Raw genomic sequence first — 22,241 nt, 5'->3', positions numbered from 1 at the left:
GTGAACACTACCAACAGACCCTTTCCGGTCTCGCCGACGCTGACGGCGATCTCCATCGGATATCGCAATCCGGCCGCCACGCTGATCTATGATCGCGTGCTGCCGGAAGTCGATGTCCTCGGCGACACCTTCAAGTGGACCGAGTTCCCGCTTGGCGAAGCCTTCACCGTGCCGGAACTGGAAGTCGGCCGCACCGGCCAGCCCGGTCGCATCGAGTTCACCGGCGAGGAGCGCGACAGCAGCGTCCGCAACTACGGCCTTGATGATCCGATTCCCTATTCGGATATCAAGGAAGCCGAGAAGGCGCGGCGCGAGAAGCGATCCACGATCGATCCCGAGGCACTGGCGACGGAAGGTCTCACCAACCTTGTCCAGCTTGGCCGCGAGGTGCGTGCTGCCGCCGTGGTTCAGAACCCGGACAACTATGACGCTGCGCGCCGTCTGGTTCTGGCGGGAAACCAGCAGTTTTCCGACTTCGCCAATTCCGATCCTTATGCGGTCATTGATGAGGGCATGGACAAGACGCTGGTTTATCGCCCGAACACCATCGTCATGGGTCAGCCCGCGTGGTCGAAGGTCAAGCGCCACCCGAAGCTGATCAAGGCCGTCAAGGGCGGCCTGACCGAAGATGGCGCCATCACCAAACAGCAGTTTGCCGAACTCTTCGAAATCGACGTCAAGAACCTCCTGATTGGCGTCGCCCAGGTGAACCTCTCCCGCAAGGGTCAGCAGGTGAACCTTAGCCGCGTCTGGGGCAAGTCGATCTCGCTGCTCTACATCGATCCGACGAAAAAGCAGGCGGATGGCTCGGTCATCACGTGGGGCTTCACTGCCGCCAACGGCAAGCGCATCGCCGGTTCGATCGAGGACAAGGATATCGGCCTTGAAGGCGGCAAGCGCGTGCGTGTCGGCGAAAAGGTCCGCGAACTCGTCTGCGCCAAGAGCGTCGGCTACCTGATCCAGAACGCCGTCGCCTGATCGGCCTTCTCTCCTGAAACCATCATCGGCCCTACGGGGCCGGTCGTTTAACCCGACCGGAGACAGTCACATGGGAACTCCTGAAGAAGAGAAGGCCAAGGCAGAAGCGGACGCAAAGGCAAAGGCTGACGCTCAAGCGAAGGAAAAGGCCGAGGCAGAGGAAAAGGCCAAGGCGGAAGCTGCTGCGAAAGCGAAGGCGGAAGCCGATGCAAAGGCGAAGGCCGACGCTGATGCGAAGGAAAAAGCCGACGCCGAGAAAAAGGCAAAGGCCGAGGCCGCTGCGAAAGCCAAGGCGCAAGCGGACGAAAAGGCGAAGGCTGACGCGGACGAGAAGGCCAAAGCAGAGGCGGACGCGAGAGCGGCGGCCGCCGCCACGCCCGGCCCGAAGGCCAAGCAGGAAATCCGCGTTTCCGGCAAAACTTATGCGCCGGGTGAACACCTGCCCGGCGATGTGACCGAGACCGATCTCGAAACCTTCAGGTTGCTCGGCGCTATCTGATCCGCCTCCCAAGCGGCGCGACCAGCTCCCGCAGCAATCCGGCTGCGGGGGCATCTTCAACGGGTATCTTCCATGGCATATGCAAGTCGCACCAATATCGAGGATTTGTGGGGTTCCGAGTTCATCGCGGACCTTATTCGCGAGGACGTGGACGCCGAGGTTGCCATCGCCCGCGCCGTCGAACAGGCCAGCGGCGAAATCGACACCCATCTTTCCGCCCGTTATGCCACGCCCATTCCCGGCACGCCGCAGGCGCTCGTCATGCCCTGCGTGAACATCGCCGTCTATTATCTGGCGATCCGCCACACCAGTCTCACCACCACGATCGAGGACCGCTACAAGCAGGCCGTCGAGCTGCTGAAGCGCATTGCCGATGGCAAGGCGGGTCTTGGCGCTGACGAGCCGAAGGTGCCGACCGATGACGGCCTGTCATCCAGCGGAGCGGCTTTCTATTCCGGGCCTCGTCTGTTCGGCCGGGATCGCCTGCCATGAGCGGTATCGTCACCGAACTTGTCGGCTATGAGGAAGCGATTTTCGCCCTTGAAGGGATCGAGAACGCGCCGCTTGGCGAGTTGAACGAAGGCATCGGCCGTCTCGTGCAGGGCCAGATACGTCATCGTATCGAGGTCGAAAAGACCGAGCCGGACGGTGCGCCGTGGGTTCGCAACAATCAGGGAACCAGTATCCTGTTTGCTTCAGGCGCGCTTTCGCGTTCGATCGACTATATCGCCGACGCCTCCACGATCATGATCGGTTCCGGTCTGGTCTATGCCCGCATTCACCAGCTCGGCGGCATCATCAAGCCCAAGAATGGAAGCGCGCTGAAATTCTGGTGGGTCTCCGGCGGCTTTGTGAATTTCGCCGTGGTCAAGCAGGTCGAAATGCCCGCCCGGCCATATCTCGGCCTTTCCGTCGCCAACCAGAACGAACTGGTGGAAACCACAGAGGACTGGCTTTCCAGATTGGTGCAGCGATGAGCGGTCGCCTTATCACCTTCCGGGAATCGGTGCTGACCGAGATCAAGCGCATCCTGCCGAACATCAAATCGTGTGAGGCGCAGTTCGGTCGCTTCGACCTGTCGGAGCTGGAGCGCGAAATGATCCGTGCGCCCGGCGTGCGCCTTGCGATCCTGCGCAGTCCGCTTGCATGGCAACCGAACGGACAGGCCGAGGCCGCGTTGAGCATGGTCGCCTTCGTCATCACCGAAGGTTCCAAGCGCGAGGAAGACGGCTGGAACACTGCAGAGGCAATCGGCACGCTTCTTCATCCGGGCCAGCTCTGGGGCATGACGAAGCTCACCGCGCCGTCTTCTGTTGTCATCCAGCCGATCATTTCCGCAGCCGTCAAACAGCGCGGCGTCGGCGTGATGTCCGTCGAGTGGAACCAGACGCTCCGCCAGCTCGGCGACGGCCTGTTCGGTCCTGACGGCGTTGTCATCTCCGAGTTCCAGGTGAACGGCGAGCGGATCGATATGCCGGAGGCCGGTCATGTCTGATGCCGATATTATCGTCCGCGAGTTTCGCGGCATCTACAAGAACATTGACGATCTCAACCGCCGTCTCGTGGCCTCGCAGATGACCGGTCGCGTCGCCGAGATCGAGGGCAGCCGCGTGCGGCTGGAACTGGCCGCAGTCGGTGCCAACGGGAAACCGTTTCTCTCCCCATGGGTGCAGGTGCAGGAAGCGGCCGGAGCCACCGGCACGAACATGCCTGTCGAGATCGGCGATCCGATGCGGCTCTTCTCTCCGAACGGCGAGATCGGCAGTCAGTCGCTCGCGATCCGCGACAGCCACACCGACGATGCGCAGAACCCGGCCGGAACGCCGAAGGAGTTGGCAATCACCTATGCCGGGTCCGCAATCCGTATGACGGAAGAGGGCCTGAAGCTTTCGCATGGCGGCTCCAGCATCACCCTTTCGGAAGACACTATCCATGCCCTTTCGACCCACCTGCGCCACAACGCAAAGAACGTTGGCGACACCCATAACCATGGCGGCATCCGAAGGGGTGGCGAAAACACCTACGAACCCAACGAATAAAGGAGCCTTTAATGACCTCTAAAAAGACTTTCACCGTCACTGCCAGAGCCGGGCTTTTTGTCGCGGGCGTCCGTTCGCCCGGCGTCGGCAAACCCATCGAGCTGACCGACGAACAGGCGGCTTATCCGCTGATCGCGGGTGAGATCGAGGAGCCGGGTACGAAGACGGAACCGCCTGCAGGTGGAACCGAAACCACGCCCGCAGCCAAAGCCAAGGCTGTGAAGGAGTAACCATGCGGGCCGGTATCGACGCGAGGACAGGCAAGATGCTGCTCGGCTGGAAGCATTGCGTCCAGTCGATCAGGAAGTGCCTGACGACACGGTTAGGAAGCCGCGTCCTTCGCCGTCATATCGGCTCGGTTCTCCGCGAGCTGCAGGACGGCAATGCCGATGCCACAACTATCCTTGCAGCCTATCGGGCGATTGCCGATGCGCTCAATGATCCTGATGGCGGCGAACCCGGTTTCAGCCTGCAGAAGATCGAGCTGGTCGAATACAAGCGCACCGGCCGCTTCATTTTCATTTTGACCGGTGTCTGGTTCCCGCGTGGCCACCTCGGCGACTGGTCCGTCTATGAAACCGTCAATACGTCTTGGCCGGAGGCCGCATGAGCTTTCAGATTATCGACCTTTCCCGCCTGCCGGTTCCTGACGCGATCGAGACGTTGAGCGCCGAGGCGATGATTGCCGCGTTCAAGGCCCGCTTCCTTCAGGTATGGGAAACGCAGCGCCTGCTTGATCCGACCCTGCCAACCTATGAGACGCTCGACCTTGAGACCGACAGCGCCAACATCGTCGGTCAGGCTTGGACCTATCTGCGCCTTCTTGATCGCCAGCGCGTAAACGACGCTTTCCGTGCCTTGCTTGCGCCCTATGCAAAGGGTTCCAACCTTGATGCGGTAGCGGCCGACAACAACGTCGAGCGCCAGATCGTGACACCGGCAACCGCGAACACGGGTGCCGTCATGGAAGGCGATGCGTCGTTGCTGCGCCGCTACCTGCTCTCGCTTGATGCGCCTGCGTCCGGTTCTTCCGGTCGTTACCTCTATGACGCGTGGACCGCTTGGCCGCAGACCGAGGACAGGACGCTTGGATTGTGGGATGCCCGGATCAACGGCCGGGCGATCCATGGCCGTCGCGGCGATACCGATGTGGTGCTGATCGGGCCGTTCGGCCGCGAACCCACCCCGGCCGAACTCGCGACAGTGCGCGCCGCCGTTCTTCATGTTGACCGGACGCCGGAGGCTATCAGCGTTTCCATCATGGCGGCGACCCGCAGGGAATATCAGGTGTCGTTGGTGCTGGAGATTGTCGGAACCGGGCCGTCACCTGATCTGCTGAAGGCCGAGGCCGTGAAGCGCGTGACGGCTGCAGCAATCGAGCGGACCACCGTTGGCGGCGAAATCCCCGAGGGACTCCTGTCGGGCGCTGCTTATGGCGCTAACATCGTCAAGGTGCGCGACCTTTCGCCGGTGGCGATCGATCCCGATCCATACACTGTGCCGGTTATGACTGAGTTGACGGTGGTGACGGAGGTCCGCGCATGAGGGACGTTGTTGCACTTCTGCCCTCCAATTCCGAGGCTTTTGAATACGCGCTTGCCGGTGGCATGTCTGACGACCTGGCTGTGCCTTTCGCCGACCTGATGGACCCCTATAAGACGGAGGCGCGGCTGCTGCCGTACCTTGCCGCACATCATTCGGTTGACCTCTGGTATGACGATTGGACTGAGGAGCGGAAGCGCGAAATGATCGCCCAATGCGCCGGGCGTTCCGTCCGATATCCCGGTTCGCGGCTGGCGGCGCTGAAAGGCACGCTTGTCGGCCTGAAGCGCTATCTCGCATTTGTCGACGCTGAGATTGTTGACCGCATTGCCCATCCGGCCCGGTTCACGTTCGGTCGCGCCGTCATCGACCGCACGCCGATCGCGCACCAGCCGTTCACGGCGCACTATCTCGTCAGGGTCTCGCTGAACGCGCATCGCAATCGCTTCCAGATCGGCCGCAACGCCTTCGGCCGCGCCGCCCTGACTAGCGTCGACCTTGAACCGATCCGCCGCGCCAAGCGCGCCATGTTCACCGCCAAGACGCCGGACACACTCTATTCCGTGTCATTCGCATGGCGGCGCGGCATCACCTTTAACGACAACATCTTTATCGACGGAAGCCACGCCTTCGGCGGTTACATGGACCGTAAGCGGCTGGATTGAGGGAAACAGACATGCAGAGAACTTCTTTCGCGGAAGCCGAAATCGCCGATCACGCAGATTTCGAGGCCATCGGTTTGCAGGCGCAGGCCGCCACGGACCAACTTTGGCAAGATGCCATAGGATATCCTGCCCATTGGGCGGCCTTCACGGTGGCGCGCAAATCGGCGCAGGAAATCACGGTTTCGGCGGGACGTTATGTGGCCGGAGAAATAGTCTACGCGCACGAAGTACCAAAGGATGTGAACCTCCAAATTCATATTCCCGTCGCCGCATCTGATCAGCGGTGGGTCGCAATCCTGCTGCGCGGCAAGGAAGTCACCGACACGGCAAACCGCCCGTTCGAAACGTCGGACGATCCGGAAACCAGTGTCATCGTCAACCGCACGACGCCGAAGACAATCCGCCGCGTTGTCGAGCTGATCGTGCAGCCGGGTGAAGCAAACCCGGTTCCGGCCAAGCCGGTCGTTGCGTCTACGGACGCCTGCATCGCGTTCGTGCTGCTGAAATCGACCGGTATCGACGCCATAGAGCCGGGCAATGGCGACCGGGTGAAAACCCTCTTCGAAGTGGAAGGCCGCGTTGCCGCGCTCGAAGTCGATCTGGACGGCCTCTTCATGAGGACCGAGACGATTGAAACGCAGATCGTCAACATCACCGCCAAGCTCACAGAAATTCCCCGCCGTGAAATCATTCGCCAGATGCAACGTGATATCGGCGCGGCCCGGCTGAAAGTCGATCTGCCGGACGAGGCGCGTGCCTATGTTTTCGATGATGCACTCATTCCCGACCGTTGGGACATGACACATGTCGATTGGCTCGCTCGTATTGAAGAAGGCGTCCGCTTCGGTTTCGCGGCCGAAGCGCAGGCGCGGCTTGAAGTGCAGGCCGAAGACGATCCGAAGATTCATTTTCGTGGTCGCCGTATGGTGCCTGCCTTTGACGAGGTGACGCGCATTGCGAACACCTCGCTCGATGCCACGCTCAACATTTCGCAGTTGGTGCATACGGAGACCACGCTGGTTCGCAAGGAGGCGTCCCGCGTGCGCCTCACCTATGGCCCGACTATGGGCGCATGTGAAAACGCGGCGGGTTGGGCTGGCCTCGGCGGTGATTCCAGGGTGGGACAGATGCTCAATGTCGGCGGCGAGACCTTTGAAGTGGTCTATGTCGGCGGCAACTATGGCCCCGGCCACCAAACTTATGGCGTTCGTCAGGTGCGCTATGAAATCTACAGCGAGCCTTATTGGGAGTACGTCACCGAAGAGGTTGGCATCAACGGCTCAATTTGCGCGCAGTCTTTTCTGGTTGCCCAGCCTATGCAGGTCACAAGTCTGGACCTGTCATTTGCTCGCGTTGGTATCGACGGCGATGTTCATGTGTTCATCGTGGAAACCACGACCGGTGGCGTGCCGCGTTTTGATGCGGTGTTGGCGCAGGGTATGCTGAAACATGCGGAGCTTACCGTCGGCTGGAATAAGGTGGAATTGCCCATCACGTTGCTGGAGAGCGGAAAGCGCTATGCGTTCGTGACCGTGACGACCGGCGCGCATGCGCTGCATATTTCGGGGTCGAACAAGTACACGGGCGGAACGCAGTTCCTGACGACAGACGGGGCGTTTGCTCAAGGGTCAACGGAGACGGATATCTGCTTCCGGCTCAATGCCGCCCGCTATCGTAGCCCTCGCACGATTATTCCCATGCAGGCTTTGAACCTCGCGGACGGCATGACGCAGATCGACATGTTGTTCGCGGGTTGGGTGCCGGGCGGATGCACGCTCGGTTGGGAAATCCGACCATCCGGCTCGACCGTCTGGACGGAACTGGATGATGGCGATCCAGCGACTAACCCGCTTGTCGGGCTTCCGGCGTCGGTGGAATTGCGCATGGTTATGATGGGTACGGCTGACTTGCAGCCTATGATCCAGCTTGATCAGAAAGCGGTTTCCCGTGTTGCCCGGAACCGCAACAGCATGCGGGCGGTCAGCAAAAGCTTTCCGTTCGGGTTTTCGACCACCCACATTCAGACACAATACACGCTGGATTACTTCGATCCTGACAGGCACACGTTCACGCCCGCTATCATGGTCGGAAATACGGTCGTCAACCCGGACAGCACCGAAATCACGATCGATCCGCAGATGCCTGCGCGCCGAACCTATCTTTCAACCTACACGCTCGGCGCTGCGGCCAATGCCGCCCGCATGCGCCCTGCCGCCGCCACAAACAATGTCGCGTCCGTGCCGTTCGTGCAGGACGCCTTCATTGCTGCGCTTTAAGGAGTTCCCATGGCTTTAAAGATCGACTCGGAGAAATCCTATGATGTGAAACTTTCGCGCATCGTTAAACGCGGACGTTTCACATTCTATCCGTTGAACGAAATCAACATGCGCGGTTCGCTGGTAGCGGCCATTATCGAGCAGGAAGGTGAGGAGGTCTTTGACTATGCCAGACCGGTTTGACGGCTATCAAATTCCGTCGTGGCCGAAGACGCCGATCGACAGGCCATTGTGGAATGCCACGATGGGAGACATCGATGCCCGTTTGACCGCCCGCGAACAACTTGAAGCATCGTTTGAACGCCTGATGGCAGAGGGTGTTCAGGCGTCACTCGACTATATTCAGGTCAATGTTGCGCCGCAGATCGCAACCCTGCAGCAATCGATTTCCCTCGCTCAAGAGCAAATTGACCAGATCATTGTCGGCGGGTCCGCGCCGAATGCGCTTAAGCTCGGCGGGAAGGAAGCTGCATGGTATGCGTCGGCACAGGCCGTGCAGGACGCGATGCAAGATGCTTCGGAGGCTGTTGACACCAAGCTCGCCGATTATCTGCGTGCCGACCAGAAGAACGTCGCTGATGGGGTGGCACCGCTTGGCCCCGACAGTAAGGTACCGCAGGCCAATCTCCCGGCGCTGACAACAACGGCCACGGTGGGTGCAGCCATTGCCGGGGCAAACGGCAAGGCGACGCCTGACGATGGCGATTTCTTCACCGGTGTCGCGGCCGGTGCTTCCACCATGTTCAAAACGACATGGGGCAACATCAAAACTGCCCTGACGACCTTGTTTGATGGGCGTTATCTGCGGCTGATTGGCGGTGTCGTCAACGGCTCACTGACTATCCAGCCGTCAGCCAATGCGGCCATGCTTGAAATGCGAGCCGCCGCCAATGGCGCGTGCCTTATCGACTTCTCGCCCAACGGCTACGGCGGTGATTTCAACTGGCGGATGATCGCACAGCCGAACAACGCGGAGTTCGATTTCCTTCGAAACGGGGTTCATCTTTTCCGCGTCAACAGCGATGGCAATCTCTGGACGGCCTATCTCGGCTGGCTGTCCGACCGCTTTGCGGATCGGGGCGCACGCGTCCAGCGCGAGGGGGGAATATGGGAGTTCGGCTCAATTGACCCGAATTACAACGCCCGCACTACGGATGCTCCAGCGCCTTACGTTCTAGTCGGGCTGCGCAGCTCGAACGGTACGAACGTCATCAACCTGCGTGCCGAACTGTTGAGGAATAACTGATGACCGACCCTTACAGCACTGAGGGATTGCCCTACGATCTGTCATCAGACGAACTGGCTTTTCTGATCCGCAAGCTTCATCCTGCTGCAATCCATGGCGTTGACTTCTGGTGCGCCCACAAGGTGAAGCCGAACAGTCCAGACAGGACCAGTACGGCCATCATCGTTAAATGGGATTTGGCGGCAGAGAAGCCGACCCCCGCCGAAATCGAGGCGCTGGCGGCCACCTACACCCCCGAGCTGGTAGCGCTTCGCGGGGTGGCTGCGCTCGATGTCGATATCGAGCGAGACCGCCGCATTGAGGCGGGTTTCGTATTCGACGGCGTTCTTTACCAGTCCCGCCCGGAAGACCGGGAAAATATCGCTGGGGCGGTGAAGGCGGCAACTGACGCGGTTGCTCTCGGAGCCGCGCCCGGTGATTTAGGATGGCAGCGCCTGCTGGACCCTAATGCGCCACCTGAATTCAGGTGGATCGCGGCGGACAATACGACCCAGCCGATGGATGCGCAAACGGTTATGCGCTTTGGATATGCCGCGCTCGGCCACAAGCAGGCTCATATCTTCGCAGCTCGCGATCTGAAGGACATGAACCCAATCCCAGCCGACTACGCCGCTGCAAGCTACTGGCCGTAGAAGCCAAGTAGACAGACCTCCCGAAATAGGTCATTAAATAGGCTTCGAGGGCGGTTTCAAACCGCCCTTTTTCTTTGTCGGACTGACAGTGTCAGGCTCTTCGCTTATCTTTCGAAAACCTAGTTTGTCTCCAATTCGACCTTTGGAGACGGCTTATGGCACTCGATTTTAACCACGGCGTCCGCGTAATTGATGCTGGCAGCGAAAGCAGGCCGCTTGAGACGGCCGACAGCTCCGCGATCGGCGCGGCCGTCATTGCGCCTGACGCGTCCAACACGCTTTTCCCCTACGATGAGCCGGTGGCTTTCTACACCCACGAGGCCGACAAGGTGGCCGCTCTCGGTACCACCGGCACGGCGATCGACATAATTAATGCCGTCCGGGCGCAGGGTATCGAGGCGCAGTGCGTATTCGTCCGTTGCGAGGAAGGTCAGACGCCAGAGGCCACCCGTGCCAAGCTGCAGGGTTCTGCCGCTTCCATGACCGGCGTTCACGCCCTTTCCTTTGCGCGTGGCCATGTCGGCGTCGAGCCGGGTCTCGTGATCGCGCCCGGCTATTCTTCCGGCCGGATCGAAAACGCCAAGAACCCACTCGCCGACGCGCTGGAGCAGGTTTCCGAAAAGCTGAAAGCGATCGCCATCCTCGATACGGGCGGTCCTGATGCGGCCACAAGCCTCGCATTCCGCGCCGATTTTTCCTCCCGCTACACCTATCTGGTTGACCCGTTTGTGCGGGTCGCGTCGGGGGCGACGATCGTTACGAAGCCCGCGTCGCCCTTCGCAGCCGCCATGTTCGTGAAGCGCGACAAGAAGAAAGGCGGTGCGTACTGGTCGCCATCGAACCAAGAGGTCAAGGGCATTCTTGGCACGGCACGGCCGATTACCTATTTCGACGGCGAGATCGATCATGAGGCAAACCACCTCAACCAGAACGGTATTGCCACCTTCATCCCGTCCCGGCTTTCGCAGGGCGCGAACGGCCAGTTCGCCACGAACGGTCGCATTCTGTGGGGCAACCGTACTGCCTCCACCGACACCCTCTGGCAGTTCGTCAACGTGGTCCGCACCCGCGCCACGATCGAGAAGGCCATCATCAACGGCTTCCGGCCATGGGCCAACGATGAAAACCTGACCGCGCAGCATGTCATCGCCGTGATGCGCAGCCTGCAGGACCTGCTCGACAGCATGCAGGCCGTTGGCGCCATCCTTGGTGGCCGCGTCTATTGGGACCGGGCAATGAATGGCAATGCGAACCTGCGCCTCGGCAAGCTTCGCGTCGAGTTTGATGCCGAAGAGACGCCGCCGCTGGAAGACCTGATCTTCGGCTCGCGCCGTAACGAGGCTTACTTCGACACCCTCGCCAACGAAATCCAGCGTCGTGTGACTGCCGAGTTCGGCGGCACGATCGCCGATTATCTCTCCGCCGCATAAGGGGCCACCATGACACTGCGCATCATCCGGGGCTTCACGCTCAACGTTAACGACAACATCAATCTCGCGCTCGACATCGAGACGCTGAAGCTGCCAGCGCTGGAAGAGATCACCGAAACCTTCCAGCCGGGTGGCTCGGACATGGAACTGGACATCACCGGCCTCGGCATCAAGGCGCTCACGATGCCGTTCAAGCTGAAGAGCCACACGCCGGAAACGCTTGCCCTGTTCGGCGGCCCTGCCGGTGTCCGTCAGAACTGGACCGGCAAGAAGCTGGTAATCTCCGAGGAAGACGGCACGGAGCATGAGCACTCCATTGACGTAACCGGCCGTCTTTCCAAGGTCGAAGGCGAGTCCATGGCGGGCGGTAAAGCCACTGGCTATGACCACGAGATCAAGTCGATCTGGTCTTACACTGAATATTGGGACGGCCGCGTGATGCACCGTTTCAGCTTCAAAAAGGGCGGCTGGGACATCTGGAACTATCAGGCCATCAACTCCACCCGTCGCTCCATCCTGTTTTCATAAGGTCTCGCCATGTCGCTCGTTCAAGAAGTCAGAATTTCGCTCGCCGTCCCTGTCCCTGTCGAGGGGGCGGATGGCAAACCGGCCAAGCGGGACAGTTTCACGATGTACCGGCCGAACGTCGCTCACGCCAAGCAGCTCGCCGTGCTGATTGGCCCGAAGCTCGCCTCGCAGCTGATGAGCGACGGCAAGGCGAATATTGATGATGTCGACATAGGCGGGCTTATTACCGAACTTTCAAGCACGTTGCTGACCACGGATGGCCTCGACAGCCTGACCGGCATCGTCGCCTCGATGTCGCGTGAGGAAACGGCCTTCATCGATCAGCTCGACTGGCTCGATCTCGTCTCCGTCGGCAAGGCGCTGCTCGATTTTTTTCCGGCACTCCGGTCCCTCGGGCGTTCGAATACGCCGCAGACCTAGCGGCCGTCTACAGGTTCCAGCCCTCCGAAATCGCACAGATGCCTTGGCTGGACGCTCTTTCCTATCGCGCCGAACTCCCCCGATTGACCGGAACCGCCCAAAGGACCGAATGACATGGATATCTCTTTTGTCATTCGGCTGATCGACCAACTGACCGGACCCGCCAAAAAGGTGAAGTCCGGCCTTCTCGATTTGGGGCAGGCCGCCAAGGAAGGTTTCTCCGGCGCAATCAAAGACGGTTTTACCGTCGAGAATATCGAGAACGCCACCAAGAACGCCGAGGCGGCGCTGCGCGATGCTCGTGGCCGCATGCTTGGCGCGTTCGGGCAGGCCATGACGCTTGCTGCGCCGATCTTCAAGGGCGCGAATTTTCAGGACGCCTTTATCGACTTCGCCAACGTCGCGGAAATTCCGATCGACCGCATGGGCGAGATCGAGGCGCGGCTGATTGCACAGACCCGCACCACCGGCAAGAACAAGACCGAGCTGCTGCAAATCCTTGCCACCTATGTCGGCAAGGGCATGGACCTTGACGAGAGCCTTGCCGCGATCGAGGCGACTGGTCGGGCATCGACTGCCACCAAGGCGGAAGTCGGCGACATGGGCAATGCCGGTTACGCCGTAATGGATAACCTGAAGGTTGCCGCGACCGATCTCGCCAAGGCGTTCGATGTCATGGCGTCCACCGGCAAATCCGGCTCATTCGAGCTGAAGGATATGGCGCGCAATTTCCCCGAACTGACGGCCAACGCCTCGGCACTGAAGATGCAGGGCGTCCCGGCCGTGGCATCGCTTGCCGCCGCGCTTCAGATCGCCATGAAATCGGCAGGTTCTGCCGATCAGGCCGCAAACAACATGTCGAATTTCCTAGGGAAGATCACTTCGCCGGACACGGTGAAGAACTTCAAGAAAATGGGTATCGACATCGAGAAGGAGATGAAGTCGGCCGCTGCCAAGGGTACCGATCCCCTGTTGCATTCGCTGGAGCTGATCAAAAAGGCGACGGGCGGCGACCAGTACAAGATGGGCGAGCTGTTCGCCGACAAAAAGGTTCTCGATTTCCTCCGCGCCCTGATCCCCAATCTGGAGGATTACAAGCGCATCCGTGACGAGGCCGGTGCAGCCAGCGGCGTCATCGACAAGGATTTCGTCAACGTCATGTCTGGCCTGAAAACCCAGATCAAGGGCCTCGTTACCGAGATCGACAACCTGTTCTCTGCGGGCGGCGCGCTGTTGCCAGTGGTGCAGGATATTGTCCTTCGCGGCACGGCCATCGTGCGGATGGTCAACGACTGGACCACAGCGAACCCGGAGCTGACGGCGACGATCGTGAAAATCACGGCCGGGCTACTGGCGGCATCGGTCGCCATGCGCGTTGCCTCCTATGCCTTCGCCGCCATGCGGTTGTCCGCGATCGGGTTCACCTCGACGTTCCTTCGCTTTCAGGATGGCAGGAACATCGCCACTGGCTGGCGCATCATCGCCGGAGCATGGCGGTTTGCGGCGGGCAGCGCATCGGCGCTTGGCTCGGCGCTGCTGCCTGTCGCTGGCCGCATTCCGATGCTGCGAAACGCGATCGCCGGTCTTTCCTTCATCTCGGCCGCGAGCGGCGGAGGGCTTGCCGGTTCGCTCTCGGCCGTCACGGCCGCGTTGACCGCCTTCGCCTCTGGTCTTGCAAGCATCGTCGCGGGGATCACAGCGCCCGTGTGGGCAATTGCGGCGGTTCTGGCGGCAGCCGGGTTTGCCGTCTGGAAGTATTGGGACCGCATTTCCTCATTCGCTTCCGGCTTTGCAGGGCCGATCGTCGCGTTCTTTAATACCGGCGTTGAGGGTGTCACAAATGCGCTGTCGCGCCTTGTGGACCACATCGGCTCTGCTCTCAACATCGATCCCGCTTCGATCGCAGCGTTTAAAGCCTCCATGGCGAAGATGTTCGATTTTAGTGAAATGATCGAAGCAGCGAAGGAGAAGCTCGGCGAGATTTGGAAGGCGATCACGTCCTTTTTTTCTCAGGAACAACTGTCGGACGCTGACAAGGGAGCGATGCGAGCTGCTGGCGCAGCACTTGGGGACGCGGTTGTCGACGGGTTCAAAATGGCTTTTGAAGCGCTCTATGGGTGGTTGACCGGCGTGCCAGGGCGAATTCGAGATGCCATTGGAAGTATTGATCTCTCCGGGCTTATAAAGCCGCCCGCGTGGATGTCGGGGCTATTCGGCTCCGAGGAGGGTGCGGCCTCTATGCAGCCTTATCAACCTCAACAGTCTGGCGCGACACCGCCCGCCGCTGGTGACACCACGTCGAACGTCACAATAAACCAGAACGTGACCCAGAATATTTCGTCGCCCGATCCCAAGGCGGCGGGTGATGCCGCAGCCTCGAAATTGGGCGCGTCGATTTCCTCTGCTCGATCCAGCGCCCTGAATGATGGAGCTGCGCCATGAGTTCCGCTTTGCTTGCGCTGGGATCGCACATCTTCCAGATCGACCGGTTGAACTATCAGCAGTTCGCCCGATCGACGGAAGCGAAATGGGCATCCATCCCACGCTTCGGCACTTATCCCGGCCGCCAGTTCGTGGGTTATGGCGACGACACGATCACAATATCCGGTCTGCTGTTTCCTGACGAATTCGGTGACAGAGCCGATTTCGAGGCTGTGCGCACCACACAAAGAGCTGCAAATCCTGTGATGCTAATTGGCTGGGCAGATGCTGGTTCGACGGTGGCCACGATCTACGGTCGCGTAGTGATTCTGTTTGTCGATGACGAGCAGTCGGCCATCAACAGGGCAGGCCTCGGACGGAAGGTGACTTATACCATAGAGGTTGCGCCCTTCCATGATGGCGGCAAACCGGTGGGGCTGTTCATATGAGCGCCACCATTATCCCGGCCGGGACCCGCGTCATCGAATTTGAAGACCTAAGCATCGATCTCGTTTGCTTTGAACACGCCTTTAAGGCGCTCAATGATCGGCGAGTAGCGGGAAAACTGGATGGCTACGTCGAGGCAACTCTTGAAGCCAATCCCAGCGTTGCCGATCGCGGCATCCTTCTTCCGCTCGGCAGCACAATAATCCTGCCCGAGTTTACTATCCGGGCCGCGTCGACATCAGTTGTGAGGCTGTGGGACTGATGCGCCACAAACCATTCATCGAGTGCTTCGTCGGAGGTAAAGCCGTCGCGCCGGGCTTCTATGATCGCTTGTCGACAGCGACGGTCACCGACAATGCAGGGCAAGAGGCCGACCGGATTGAACTAGTATTCGATGATTCCGGCAACGCGATCCAAATACCGGAAAAGGGAGCCAAGCTCTCGGTTTCGTTCGGCTACAAGGAATTTGGGTCATGGGTGATGGGCGAGTTCACAGTCGAGAAAAACAGGATCAACTTTGGACCGGACGGCGACAAGCTGACAATCTCCGGCCACTCGGCCGACATGCGCGAGGACGTTAAAGAGCAAGGGTCCGAGCATTTTGACCAGACCACGATCGGTGATGTGGTTGAGCAGCTCGCCAAACGGCACGGTTATGACGCCAAGGTCAGTCCCGAACTGGCCTCGAAGCAAATCGAATACATCGCTCGCGTTGGGCAGAGTTCGCTCGATTTCCTGACCCGCCTCGCCGATCGCAACCGGGCGCTCTTTTCGATTAAGGGCAATAAGTTCCTGTTCCTGTCTCGCGGCATATTGCCGACGATCACGATCGACAAAAGCGAATGCGAGAGCGGCGATTTCGAGGTCGAACCTCGCACCAAATTCGGCAAGGTCGAGGCGTCCTATTTTGACCGCGCAACCGGCAAGACGGAAACCGTCTCGCATTCGACCGGCCTAAAGGGGCCAGTTCGTCGTCTGCGCACTGTTTACGCCAACAAGGACGAGGCCGAAGCAGCGGCGGGATCGGAGGGCGACAAGCTCGGCCGTGCAACCGGCTCAGGCAACCTCATGTTGTTCGGCCGACCCGAGTTGATGGCCGACACACCCTTGAACCTCACCGGCTTTCGGCCCGAGGCGAACGGCGCGTGGCGCGCCGGTACCGTCACCCAGACCTTCGCTGCCGACAGCTACAAAACCGGTGTCGCCGTTGAAGCGCCGGAGAGTGGCAAGGAATAGAAGATGAAATGAAGATTTCGGCCTCCCGGTAGACCGGGTGGCCGGGGTGTGTCCATGCACCCCAAGCGACGGGCCAAAGTTTGGCGACCTAACCCGTCCGACAGCAACGTTCGATAACTGTCACACCCGTACCCTGCAGGGCGGATTTGCTGTGACTGAGTCGAGAGATATTTGAAATGGTGAATCTGACGCCGGTGGCTCCGGCCACTCCCGCCGCCCCTTATATCGGTGGAAAACGTGTTCTGGCGAAAGCCATCATCGCGCGCATCAACGAGACGCCGCACGAGAGCTATGCGGAGGCGTTTGTCGGAATGGGGGGTGTATTCCTCCGCAGAAACCTGCAACCGCGCATGGAGGTGATTAACGATATCAGCGGCGACGTCGCCAATCTCTTCAGGATATTGCAGCGGCACTATCCGCAGTTCATGGAAACGCTGCGATATCAGGTCACGAGCCGTCGCGAGTTTGACCGCCTGTCACGTGTCGACCCCTCTACCTTGACCGATCTGGAGCGCGCTGCGCGGTTTCTTTATCTCCAGCGGACGGCCTTTGGTGGTAAAGTCGCCGGACAGAACTTCGGGGTTTCGATGCAAGGCGCTCGCTTCAATCTCCTGAAGCTCGCTCCGCAACTGGAGGCGATCCACGAACGAATGGCCGGTGTCGTCATAGAGCAGCTCCCTTGGCGGCGCTTCATTGAACGGTACGATCGGCCGGGAATGCTGTTCTATCTCGATCCGCCTTACTTCGGGAACGAGACAGACTATGGCTCCGATGTGTTCAGTCGCGAGGAGTTCGCCGAAATGGCGGATATGCTAGGTCGGATTAAGGGGCGTTTCATCCTGTCTTTAAACGCCGTTCAAGGCGTCTTCGAAACCTTCAGAGATTTTCGAATTGAAGAAGTGGACTGCACTTACTCCATACAGGGCGCTGGAAACAGCAAATCGGTGAAGGAGTTGATTATTTCGAAACCGGCTTAGCGGACGTCTGCAGGCGTGGGACGATGTCAGCGCAAGCCGCTTCTTTCGAAGGATAGTTGTCCATGGTTCCTTTGCGAACGACAGCACGCGCATTGTCCATTTCGCCCGGAGCAGACCCATTAACTACCATCGAGGCCATGGAGACCACCAGCGCGGACATCTCCTTGGCCTCGCAGTTTGCGACGGCCCATTCGACCATCGCGGCAAGATATCGGTTCTGCTCCGTTGTCTGAGCCTCGGCGGCCGATGTCCCAACAAAGGCCGACGCCACCAAGATCGACGTCATCAAACTCCTTAGTCTGGTCATTTCATGTGCTCCACCGGTTGATCGAGGCTATCGAAACCACGTTCTTTGGAGGTCGGCAATCTTTAACCGGAAAAAAGGTTAAAGCGGCCACTTGCTGAACAGTGAAATTGTTGCCAACTGATGTTGCGCTTCGCGCCATTCGATTTTGCGCGCTACAACTAGATCCGGCATCCAGCCACGGCGCGTCTACGCCGTAAAACGACTGTTTCGCGATCAAAGACTTGATCGCGCTGGACCCCGGATCAAGTCCGGGGTGACGGCGTGTGGATGATACGATTTTTCCAGATTTAGCGCCAGCCAAGTGCCGGCGCTACCTGCTTCAGGATGGTCTCGATCACATGAGCGTTGTAATCGACGCCCAACTGGTTCGGCACGGTCAGCAGCAGCGTGTCAGCTTCGGCGATGGCTTCGTCGGCCTTCAGCTGTTCGATCAGCTTTTCCGGTTCGGCGGCATAGCTGCGTCCGAAGATCGCACGCGTCTTGTCGTCGATATAGCCGATCTTGTCGTCTCCTTCGTTACCGTAACCGAAATAGGCGCGGTCGCGATCATTGACGAGGGCGAAGATACTGCGGCTGACGGAGACGCGTGGCTCACGCGCATGTCCGGCCTCCTTCCAGGCTTCCCGGAAGGTGCGGATCTGCTGCGCCTGCTGGACGTGGAAAGGCTCACCGGTTTCGTCGGTCTTCAGCGTGGAGCTTTGCAGGTTCATGCCAAGCTTTGCCGCCCACACTGCCGTTGCATTGGAGCTCGAGCCCCACCAGATGCGCTCGCGCAAGCCTTCGGAATGCGGCTCCAGCCGCAGAAGACCCGGCGGGTTGGGGAACATCGGCCGCGGGTTCGGCTCGGCAAAGCCTTCCCCCTTCAAAAGCTCGAGGAAGACCTCGGTGTGCTGACGCGCCATATCTTCTTCGCTCTGGCCCTCGGCCGGGCGATAACCGAAATAACGCCAGCCATCGATGACCTGCTCCGGCGAGCCGCGGCTGATGCCGAGCTGCAGGCGACCACCGGCGATGAGGTCGGCCGAACCGGCGTCCTCCACCATGTAGAACGGGTTTTCGTAACGCATATCGATGACGCCGGTGCCGATCTCGATCTTTTTCGTGCGGGCGCCGACGGCGGCCAGAAGCGGGAAGGGCGAGGCCAGCTGACGGGCGAAATGGTGCACACGGAAATAGGCGCCGTCAGCCCCCAGTTCTTCTGCGGCCACGGCGAGGTCTATCGACTGCAGCAGCGTATCGGCCGCCGAGCGGGTCTGCGACTGGGGGGAGGGCGTCCAGTGGCCGAAGGATAGGAATCCGATCTTTTTCATAATGACCTTCCAGATTTGGAGGATGTCCGCGAGTGTAGCGACATCGTTGTTGTCCCTCATATAAGCAACGGCGCAGATCCTCCAACCTGCGAGACGAAGACAGGGTGTCGCCGAAATGTGAACGATCGCGACTTCAGACCATGAGGCCGCGCTTGAGAATAAAGAGCTTTTCGTGGGCGCGCGCGGTGGTGAGGATGAAATCCATCAAGGAACGCACCCGTGGCACATTGGCAAAGTCCTGATGGCTGGTGAGCCAGTAACCTCGCCGCAGCTCGACCTCACCCGGAAGCACCATCTGCAAATCCGGAAAGCGCGCGGCGATGAAATTCGGCAGGATGCAAAGCCCTCGGCCACCAAGCGTGGCGGTCAGTTGCGCAAAAATGCTCGAAGACTGGAAATTTGGCCGCAGGCCCGGAAGCACATCGCGCATGTAATCGAGGCCGGGTGAAAAGATCAGATCCTGCACGTAGCCGATGAAGAAGTGGTCGAGCAGGTCTTCCCGCTTCGTGATTTTCGGCTGTCCGGCGAGATAGGACCGTGAGGCGTAAATATGCAGAGTGTAATCGATGATCTGTTCATTGATATAGGGACCGGCCTTCGGCGGATCGAGCGTGACAGCCACATCCGCCTCCTTTCGGGAAAGCGCCATGATCTGCTGGATCGTCACCATTTCCACCATGATGTGGGGATGGGTGGCGGCGAAGTCCTTCAGCCTCTCGACGAAGAAAAAATTAGAAAAACCTTCAGGAGCGCTCAGGCGCACAACGCCGCGCAGCAGGCTGCCGCTTTCGGAAATATCCGATTGCAGCCGTTCAGCCTCTGCCTCTATGCGCTCGACGGTATCGACCAGTCGCCGCCCCACCGTCGTCAGCTCATACCCGCGCGGGTTCCGCTCGAAGAGCTTGGTTTTAAGCGAAAATTCCAGCCGGTCGATATGGCGGGAGACGGTCGCGTGGCTGGTGCGCAGGCTTCTGGCGGCGGATGAGAGCTGTCCGGTGCGGGCCACGGCCAGGAAATATTGCAGGTCGTCCCAGGTGAAAGGGGTGGCCATAATTGTCTCCCATCAAGAGTTCTGTTCAAAAATGAACAGTTCCTGTTCGCAATTTGATGATGACACGCTCTTGTGTCAACGGCCGAATTCGAGAAGTCTACGCTCAGGATGCACCGCTTTGAGGAGGGCGGTGCGGCCATTCATGGTGCAGGGTTTCGGTTCACCGCTGCACAGACAATCTGAGGCTCGCAATCATCTCTGGGAGGAGAAGTCATGCGCAAGAGTATCGTTTTATCCACGGCCATGGCACTTGCCGCCGGCACCGCCGCTTATGCCGCCGAGATTTCGGACGGCAAGGTCAAGATCGGTATCCTGAACGACCAGTCCGGCGTTTACGCCAATTTCGGCGGCAAATACTCCTATGAAGCCGCGAAGATGGCGGTTGAGGATTTTGGCGGCAAGGTGCTTGGCGCGCCCGTGGAAGTGGTAACGGCTGACCACCAGAACAAGGCGGATGTCGCCTCCAACATTGCCCGCCAATGGTACGACACCGAACAGGTCGATTCGATCATGGAACTGACCTCGTCGTCTGTCGGCCTTGCGGTGCAGGCACTTTCTAAGGACAAAAAGAAGATCACCGTCAACACCGGTGCTGCCACCACCGAGCTGACCGGCAAGCAGTGCAGCCCTTATGGTTTTCATTGGGCCTATGACACCTATTCGCTGGCTGTCGGCACCGGTGGCGCACTCGTCAAACAGGGCGGCGACAGCTGGTTCTTCCTGACCGCCGACTATGCCTTCGGTTATTCGCTGGAAGAAAATACGTCCAATTTCGTCAAGGCCAATGGCGGCAAGGTGCTTGGCTCCGTCCGCCATCCGCTCGCAACCACCGACTATTCGTCCTTCCTGCTGCAGGCGCAGTCTTCGGGCGCGAAGGTTATCGGTCTTGCCAATGCCGGTCTCGACACCTCCAACGCCATCAAGCAGGCTGCGGAATTCGGTATCGTTGCAGGTGGCCAGCGCCTTGCAGCGCTTCTCTTCACGCTAGCCGAAGTCCATGGCCTCGGCCTTGAGGCAGCTCAAGGGTTGACACTGACGGAAGGTTTTTATTGGGACCGCGACGATGAATCGCGCAAGTTTGGTGAGCGCTTCAAGGAACGAACCGGGGCCATGCCGAACATGGTTCACACCGGCACCTATTCCGCTGTCTTGCATTATCTGAAGGCGATCGAGAAGGCCGGCACCGACGATGCAGACGCCGTCGCCAAGGCCATGAAGGAAATGCCTGTCAACGACGTCTTCGCCAAGGATGGCCATGTGGCCGCCAATGGTCGGATGATCCACGACATGTACCTCATGGAAGTGAAGAAGCCTGACGAAAGCAAGCAGCCCTGGGATTATTACAAGGTTCTCGCCACCATCCCCGGCAAGGAAGCCTTCATGGACCCCGCAAAGAGCGGTTGCCCGCTGGTGACGCAATAAAAGACTGACGCAATAAAGGGGAAAGTTTCATGACGATCGCTCCCGCCCCCGCCGGGCAGGCAGAACCTCGCGTCGTTCTTTCGGCGCGTGGTCTCACCAAGACCTTCGGCGCATTCGCAGCCGTGAAAAACGTCGATCTCGACGTGCATCACGCCCGTGTCCATGCGCTGATCGGCCCCAACGGCGCCGGCAAGACAACGGTTTTCAACCTGTTGACCAAGTTTCTCCAGCCGACAGGCGGGGCGATCACCTTCATGGGAACGGATATAACAAAAACGCCACCGGACAAGGTGGCGCGTCTCGGCCTCGTCAGGTCTTTCCAGATATCGGCGGTGTTTCCGCATCTGACGGTTCTGGAAAACGTGCGGGTGGCATTGCAGCGGCCCAACAGCCTTGCAACGCAGTTCTGGCTGCCGCTCTCTTCGCTGGACAGGCTGAATGCCCGCGCCGAGGAGCTGATCTCCATGGTGGGCCTCACGCGGGAAAAACACGCGCTTGCGGCCGATCTGTCTTACGGCCGCAAGCGGGTTCTCGAAATCGCTACTACGCTGGCGCTTGATCCCAAAGTTCTGCTGCTGGACGAGCCGATGGCGGGCATGGGTGGGGAAGATGTCTCGCATGTGGCCGAGCTTATTCGTGAGGTGGCAAAGACCCGCGCGGTACTGATGGTCGAACATAATCTGAAGGTCGTGGCCGATATCTGCCATCACGTTACTGTTCTGCAGCGTGGAGAAATTCTGGCTGAGGGCGATTATGCCACGGTTTCTGCCGATCCGCGCGTGCGCACGGCCTATATGGGCACGGAGGAGGCTTGA

The 22,241-nt window shown here is 59.6% G+C and carries 27 protein-coding genes; 24 read left to right on the top strand and 3 right to left on the bottom strand.

The features are described from left to right. The 22 genes from AGR2A_RS18250 (at position 1) to AGR2A_RS18150 (ending at position 17,336) form a co-directional block, all read left to right on the top strand. On the top strand, positions 1–978 hold the full coding sequence (locus tag AGR2A_RS18250; RefSeq protein ID WP_080823274.1) for a capsid protein: 978 nt from the start codon (positions 1–3) through the stop codon (positions 976–978). 70 nt (positions 979–1,048) lie between these two features. Then, positions 1,049–1,477, top strand: coding sequence for a hypothetical protein (locus tag AGR2A_RS18245; RefSeq protein WP_208617152.1), 429 nt, complete (start codon positions 1,049–1,051; stop codon positions 1,475–1,477). A gap of 72 nt (positions 1,478–1,549) precedes the next feature. Then, on the top strand, positions 1,550–1,969 hold the full coding sequence (locus AGR2A_RS18240; RefSeq protein WP_052817227.1) for a gp436 family protein: 420 nt from the start codon (positions 1,550–1,552) through the stop codon (positions 1,967–1,969). Next, positions 1,966–2,454 carry a phage virion morphogenesis protein gene (locus AGR2A_RS18235; RefSeq protein WP_080823273.1) on the top strand — a complete coding sequence of 163 codons (489 nt, stop codon included), beginning with the start codon at positions 1,966–1,968 and terminating at the stop codon, positions 2,452–2,454. Before AGR2A_RS18240 ends, AGR2A_RS18235 begins: the two co-directional genes overlap by 4 nt. After that, a complete protein-coding gene (locus tag AGR2A_RS18230; RefSeq protein WP_208617151.1) occupies positions 2,451–2,972 on the top strand; it encodes a hypothetical protein in 522 nt (173 codons plus the stop codon). Before AGR2A_RS18235 ends, AGR2A_RS18230 begins: the two co-directional genes overlap by 4 nt. Further along, positions 2,965–3,516 (top strand): phage baseplate protein, encoded by a 552-nt coding sequence (locus AGR2A_RS18225; protein WP_080823272.1) that lies wholly within the window; start codon positions 2,965–2,967, stop codon positions 3,514–3,516. Before AGR2A_RS18230 ends, AGR2A_RS18225 begins: the two co-directional genes overlap by 8 nt. A gap of 11 nt (positions 3,517–3,527) precedes the next feature. Continuing rightward, a complete protein-coding gene (locus AGR2A_RS18220) occupies positions 3,528–3,746 on the top strand; it encodes a hypothetical protein (protein ID WP_080823271.1) in 219 nt (72 codons plus the stop codon). 2 nt (positions 3,747–3,748) lie between these two features. Next, positions 3,749–4,126, top strand: a complete 378-nt coding sequence (locus tag AGR2A_RS18215) for a GPW/gp25 family protein (RefSeq protein WP_080823270.1) — start codon at positions 3,749–3,751, stop codon at positions 4,124–4,126. Further along, positions 4,123–5,061 carry a baseplate J/gp47 family protein gene (locus tag AGR2A_RS18210; protein ID WP_080823269.1) on the top strand — a complete coding sequence of 313 codons (939 nt, stop codon included), beginning with the start codon at positions 4,123–4,125 and terminating at the stop codon, positions 5,059–5,061. The genes AGR2A_RS18215 and AGR2A_RS18210 overlap by 4 nt, the downstream gene beginning before the upstream one ends. Then, positions 5,058–5,723 (top strand): phage tail protein I, encoded by a 666-nt coding sequence (locus AGR2A_RS18205; RefSeq protein WP_080823268.1) that lies wholly within the window; start codon positions 5,058–5,060, stop codon positions 5,721–5,723. The genes AGR2A_RS18210 and AGR2A_RS18205 overlap by 4 nt, the downstream gene beginning before the upstream one ends. 11 nt (positions 5,724–5,734) lie before the next feature. Next, complete coding sequence (locus AGR2A_RS18200) at positions 5,735–7,999, top strand: hypothetical protein (RefSeq protein ID WP_080823267.1); 2,265 nt, start codon at positions 5,735–5,737, stop codon at positions 7,997–7,999. A gap of 9 nt (positions 8,000–8,008) precedes the next feature. Beyond that, on the top strand, positions 8,009–8,182 hold the full coding sequence (locus AGR2A_RS29640) for a hypothetical protein (protein ID WP_167378227.1): 174 nt from the start codon (positions 8,009–8,011) through the stop codon (positions 8,180–8,182). Then, positions 8,166–9,245 carry a hypothetical protein gene (locus AGR2A_RS30130; protein WP_286079589.1) on the top strand — a complete coding sequence of 360 codons (1,080 nt, stop codon included), beginning with the start codon at positions 8,166–8,168 and terminating at the stop codon, positions 9,243–9,245. Before AGR2A_RS29640 ends, AGR2A_RS30130 begins: the two co-directional genes overlap by 17 nt. Beyond that, entirely contained in the window at positions 9,245–9,877 is a 633-nt protein-coding gene (locus tag AGR2A_RS18190) for a DUF4376 domain-containing protein (protein WP_080823266.1), read from the top strand. The genes AGR2A_RS30130 and AGR2A_RS18190 overlap by 1 nt, the downstream gene beginning before the upstream one ends. A gap of 155 nt (positions 9,878–10,032) precedes the next feature. Then, positions 10,033–11,307, top strand: a complete 1,275-nt coding sequence (locus AGR2A_RS18185) for a phage tail sheath family protein (protein WP_080823265.1) — start codon at positions 10,033–10,035, stop codon at positions 11,305–11,307. Positions 11,308–11,316: 9 nt separating this feature from the next. Next, positions 11,317–11,835, top strand: coding sequence for a phage major tail tube protein (locus tag AGR2A_RS18180; RefSeq protein ID WP_080823264.1), 519 nt, complete (start codon positions 11,317–11,319; stop codon positions 11,833–11,835). Between the two features lie 9 nt (positions 11,836–11,844). Next, a complete protein-coding gene (locus AGR2A_RS18175; RefSeq protein WP_080823263.1) occupies positions 11,845–12,255 on the top strand; it encodes a hypothetical protein in 411 nt (136 codons plus the stop codon). Between the two features lie 114 nt (positions 12,256–12,369). Then, on the top strand, positions 12,370–14,697 hold the full coding sequence (locus AGR2A_RS18170; protein WP_080823262.1) for a phage tail tape measure protein: 2,328 nt from the start codon (positions 12,370–12,372) through the stop codon (positions 14,695–14,697). Beyond that, positions 14,694–15,125 carry a phage tail protein gene (locus AGR2A_RS18165; RefSeq protein WP_080823261.1) on the top strand — a complete coding sequence of 144 codons (432 nt, stop codon included), beginning with the start codon at positions 14,694–14,696 and terminating at the stop codon, positions 15,123–15,125. Before AGR2A_RS18170 ends, AGR2A_RS18165 begins: the two co-directional genes overlap by 4 nt. Continuing rightward, positions 15,122–15,385, top strand: coding sequence for a tail protein X (locus tag AGR2A_RS18160; RefSeq protein WP_080823260.1), 264 nt, complete (start codon positions 15,122–15,124; stop codon positions 15,383–15,385). The genes AGR2A_RS18165 and AGR2A_RS18160 overlap by 4 nt, the downstream gene beginning before the upstream one ends. Beyond that, positions 15,376–16,359, top strand: a complete 984-nt coding sequence (locus AGR2A_RS18155) for a phage late control D family protein (protein WP_167378226.1) — start codon at positions 15,376–15,378, stop codon at positions 16,357–16,359. Before AGR2A_RS18160 ends, AGR2A_RS18155 begins: the two co-directional genes overlap by 10 nt. A gap of 176 nt (positions 16,360–16,535) precedes the next feature. Continuing rightward, positions 16,536–17,336: a DNA adenine methylase gene (locus tag AGR2A_RS18150; RefSeq protein WP_080823258.1), complete on the top strand. Its 801-nt coding sequence runs from the start codon at positions 16,536–16,538 to the stop codon at positions 17,334–17,336. Here the strand turns inward: AGR2A_RS18150 and AGR2A_RS18145 are convergent. From AGR2A_RS18145 to AGR2A_RS18135, 3 genes are all read right to left on the bottom strand, one after another. Continuing rightward, complete coding sequence (locus AGR2A_RS18145) at positions 17,317–17,622, bottom strand: hypothetical protein (RefSeq protein WP_080823257.1); 306 nt, start codon at positions 17,620–17,622, stop codon at positions 17,317–17,319. The genes AGR2A_RS18150 and AGR2A_RS18145 overlap by 20 nt on opposite strands. Positions 17,623–17,930: 308 nt before the next feature. Continuing rightward, on the bottom strand, positions 17,931–18,953 hold the full coding sequence (locus AGR2A_RS18140; RefSeq protein ID WP_044459600.1) for an LLM class flavin-dependent oxidoreductase: 1,023 nt from the start codon (positions 18,951–18,953) through the stop codon (positions 17,931–17,933). Between the two features lie 133 nt (positions 18,954–19,086). Continuing rightward, positions 19,087–20,004: a LysR family transcriptional regulator gene (locus tag AGR2A_RS18135; protein WP_006698065.1), complete on the bottom strand. Its 918-nt coding sequence runs from the start codon at positions 20,002–20,004 to the stop codon at positions 19,087–19,089. A gap of 213 nt (positions 20,005–20,217) precedes the next feature. On the opposite strand from AGR2A_RS18135, the gene AGR2A_RS18130 reads away from it, so the two are divergent. After that, on the top strand, positions 20,218–21,426 hold the full coding sequence (locus AGR2A_RS18130; RefSeq protein ID WP_006698064.1) for an ABC transporter substrate-binding protein: 1,209 nt from the start codon (positions 20,218–20,220) through the stop codon (positions 21,424–21,426). A 29-nt stretch (positions 21,427–21,455) separates the two neighbouring features. Continuing rightward, complete coding sequence (locus tag AGR2A_RS18125; RefSeq protein ID WP_004437874.1) at positions 21,456–22,241, top strand: ABC transporter ATP-binding protein; 786 nt, start codon at positions 21,456–21,458, stop codon at positions 22,239–22,241.

Origin of the sequence: Agrobacterium genomosp. 2 str. CFBP 5494 (genome assembly GCF_900013495.1) — a bacterium.
Classification (GTDB): Bacteria; Pseudomonadota; Alphaproteobacteria; order Rhizobiales; family Rhizobiaceae; genus Agrobacterium; species Agrobacterium pusense.
The sequence above is the reverse complement of the archived record's forward strand: the minus strand, read 5'-3'. Positions and strand labels throughout refer to the sequence as shown.

What these genes read in the sequence shown, in the direction of transcription:
- AGR2A_RS18245 (WP_208617152.1), top strand. Translation starts at nt 1,049, where the DNA reads ATGGGAACTCCTGAAGAAGAGAAGGCCAAGGCAGAAGCGGACGCAAAG.
- AGR2A_RS18240 (WP_052817227.1), top strand. Translation starts at nt 1,550, where the DNA reads ATGGCATATGCAAGTCGCACCAATATCGAGGATTTGTGGGGTTCCGAG.
- AGR2A_RS18235 (WP_080823273.1), top strand. Translation starts at nt 1,966, where the DNA reads ATGAGCGGTATCGTCACCGAACTTGTCGGCTATGAGGAAGCGATTTTC.
- AGR2A_RS18230 (WP_208617151.1), top strand. Translation starts at nt 2,451, where the DNA reads ATGAGCGGTCGCCTTATCACCTTCCGGGAATCGGTGCTGACCGAGATC.
- AGR2A_RS18225 (WP_080823272.1), top strand. Translation starts at nt 2,965, where the DNA reads ATGTCTGATGCCGATATTATCGTCCGCGAGTTTCGCGGCATCTACAAG.
- AGR2A_RS18220 (WP_080823271.1), top strand. Translation starts at nt 3,528, where the DNA reads ATGACCTCTAAAAAGACTTTCACCGTCACTGCCAGAGCCGGGCTTTTT.
- AGR2A_RS18215 (WP_080823270.1), top strand. Translation starts at nt 3,749, where the DNA reads ATGCGGGCCGGTATCGACGCGAGGACAGGCAAGATGCTGCTCGGCTGG.
- AGR2A_RS18210 (WP_080823269.1), top strand. Translation starts at nt 4,123, where the DNA reads ATGAGCTTTCAGATTATCGACCTTTCCCGCCTGCCGGTTCCTGACGCG.
- AGR2A_RS18205 (WP_080823268.1), top strand. Translation starts at nt 5,058, where the DNA reads ATGAGGGACGTTGTTGCACTTCTGCCCTCCAATTCCGAGGCTTTTGAA.
- AGR2A_RS18200 (WP_080823267.1), top strand. Translation starts at nt 5,735, where the DNA reads ATGCAGAGAACTTCTTTCGCGGAAGCCGAAATCGCCGATCACGCAGAT.
- AGR2A_RS29640 (WP_167378227.1), top strand. Translation starts at nt 8,009, where the DNA reads ATGGCTTTAAAGATCGACTCGGAGAAATCCTATGATGTGAAACTTTCG.
- AGR2A_RS30130 (WP_286079589.1), top strand. Translation starts at nt 8,166, where the DNA reads ATGCCAGACCGGTTTGACGGCTATCAAATTCCGTCGTGGCCGAAGACG.
- AGR2A_RS18190 (WP_080823266.1), top strand. Translation starts at nt 9,245, where the DNA reads ATGACCGACCCTTACAGCACTGAGGGATTGCCCTACGATCTGTCATCA.
- AGR2A_RS18185 (WP_080823265.1), top strand. Translation starts at nt 10,033, where the DNA reads ATGGCACTCGATTTTAACCACGGCGTCCGCGTAATTGATGCTGGCAGC.
- AGR2A_RS18180 (WP_080823264.1), top strand. Translation starts at nt 11,317, where the DNA reads ATGACACTGCGCATCATCCGGGGCTTCACGCTCAACGTTAACGACAAC.
- AGR2A_RS18175 (WP_080823263.1), top strand. Translation starts at nt 11,845, where the DNA reads ATGTCGCTCGTTCAAGAAGTCAGAATTTCGCTCGCCGTCCCTGTCCCT.
- AGR2A_RS18170 (WP_080823262.1), top strand. Translation starts at nt 12,370, where the DNA reads ATGGATATCTCTTTTGTCATTCGGCTGATCGACCAACTGACCGGACCC.
- AGR2A_RS18165 (WP_080823261.1), top strand. Translation starts at nt 14,694, where the DNA reads ATGAGTTCCGCTTTGCTTGCGCTGGGATCGCACATCTTCCAGATCGAC.
- AGR2A_RS18160 (WP_080823260.1), top strand. Translation starts at nt 15,122, where the DNA reads ATGAGCGCCACCATTATCCCGGCCGGGACCCGCGTCATCGAATTTGAA.
- AGR2A_RS18150 (WP_080823258.1), top strand. Translation starts at nt 16,536, where the DNA reads ATGGTGAATCTGACGCCGGTGGCTCCGGCCACTCCCGCCGCCCCTTAT.
- AGR2A_RS18145 (WP_080823257.1), bottom strand. Translation starts at nt 17,622, where the DNA reads ATGACGTCGATCTTGGTGGCGTCGGCCTTTGTTGGGACATCGGCCGCC.
- AGR2A_RS18140 (WP_044459600.1), bottom strand. Translation starts at nt 18,953, where the DNA reads ATGAAAAAGATCGGATTCCTATCCTTCGGCCACTGGACGCCCTCCCCC.
- AGR2A_RS18135 (WP_006698065.1), bottom strand. Translation starts at nt 20,004, where the DNA reads ATGGCCACCCCTTTCACCTGGGACGACCTGCAATATTTCCTGGCCGTG.
- AGR2A_RS18130 (WP_006698064.1), top strand. Translation starts at nt 20,218, where the DNA reads ATGCGCAAGAGTATCGTTTTATCCACGGCCATGGCACTTGCCGCCGGC.
- AGR2A_RS18125 (WP_004437874.1), top strand. Translation starts at nt 21,456, where the DNA reads ATGACGATCGCTCCCGCCCCCGCCGGGCAGGCAGAACCTCGCGTCGTT.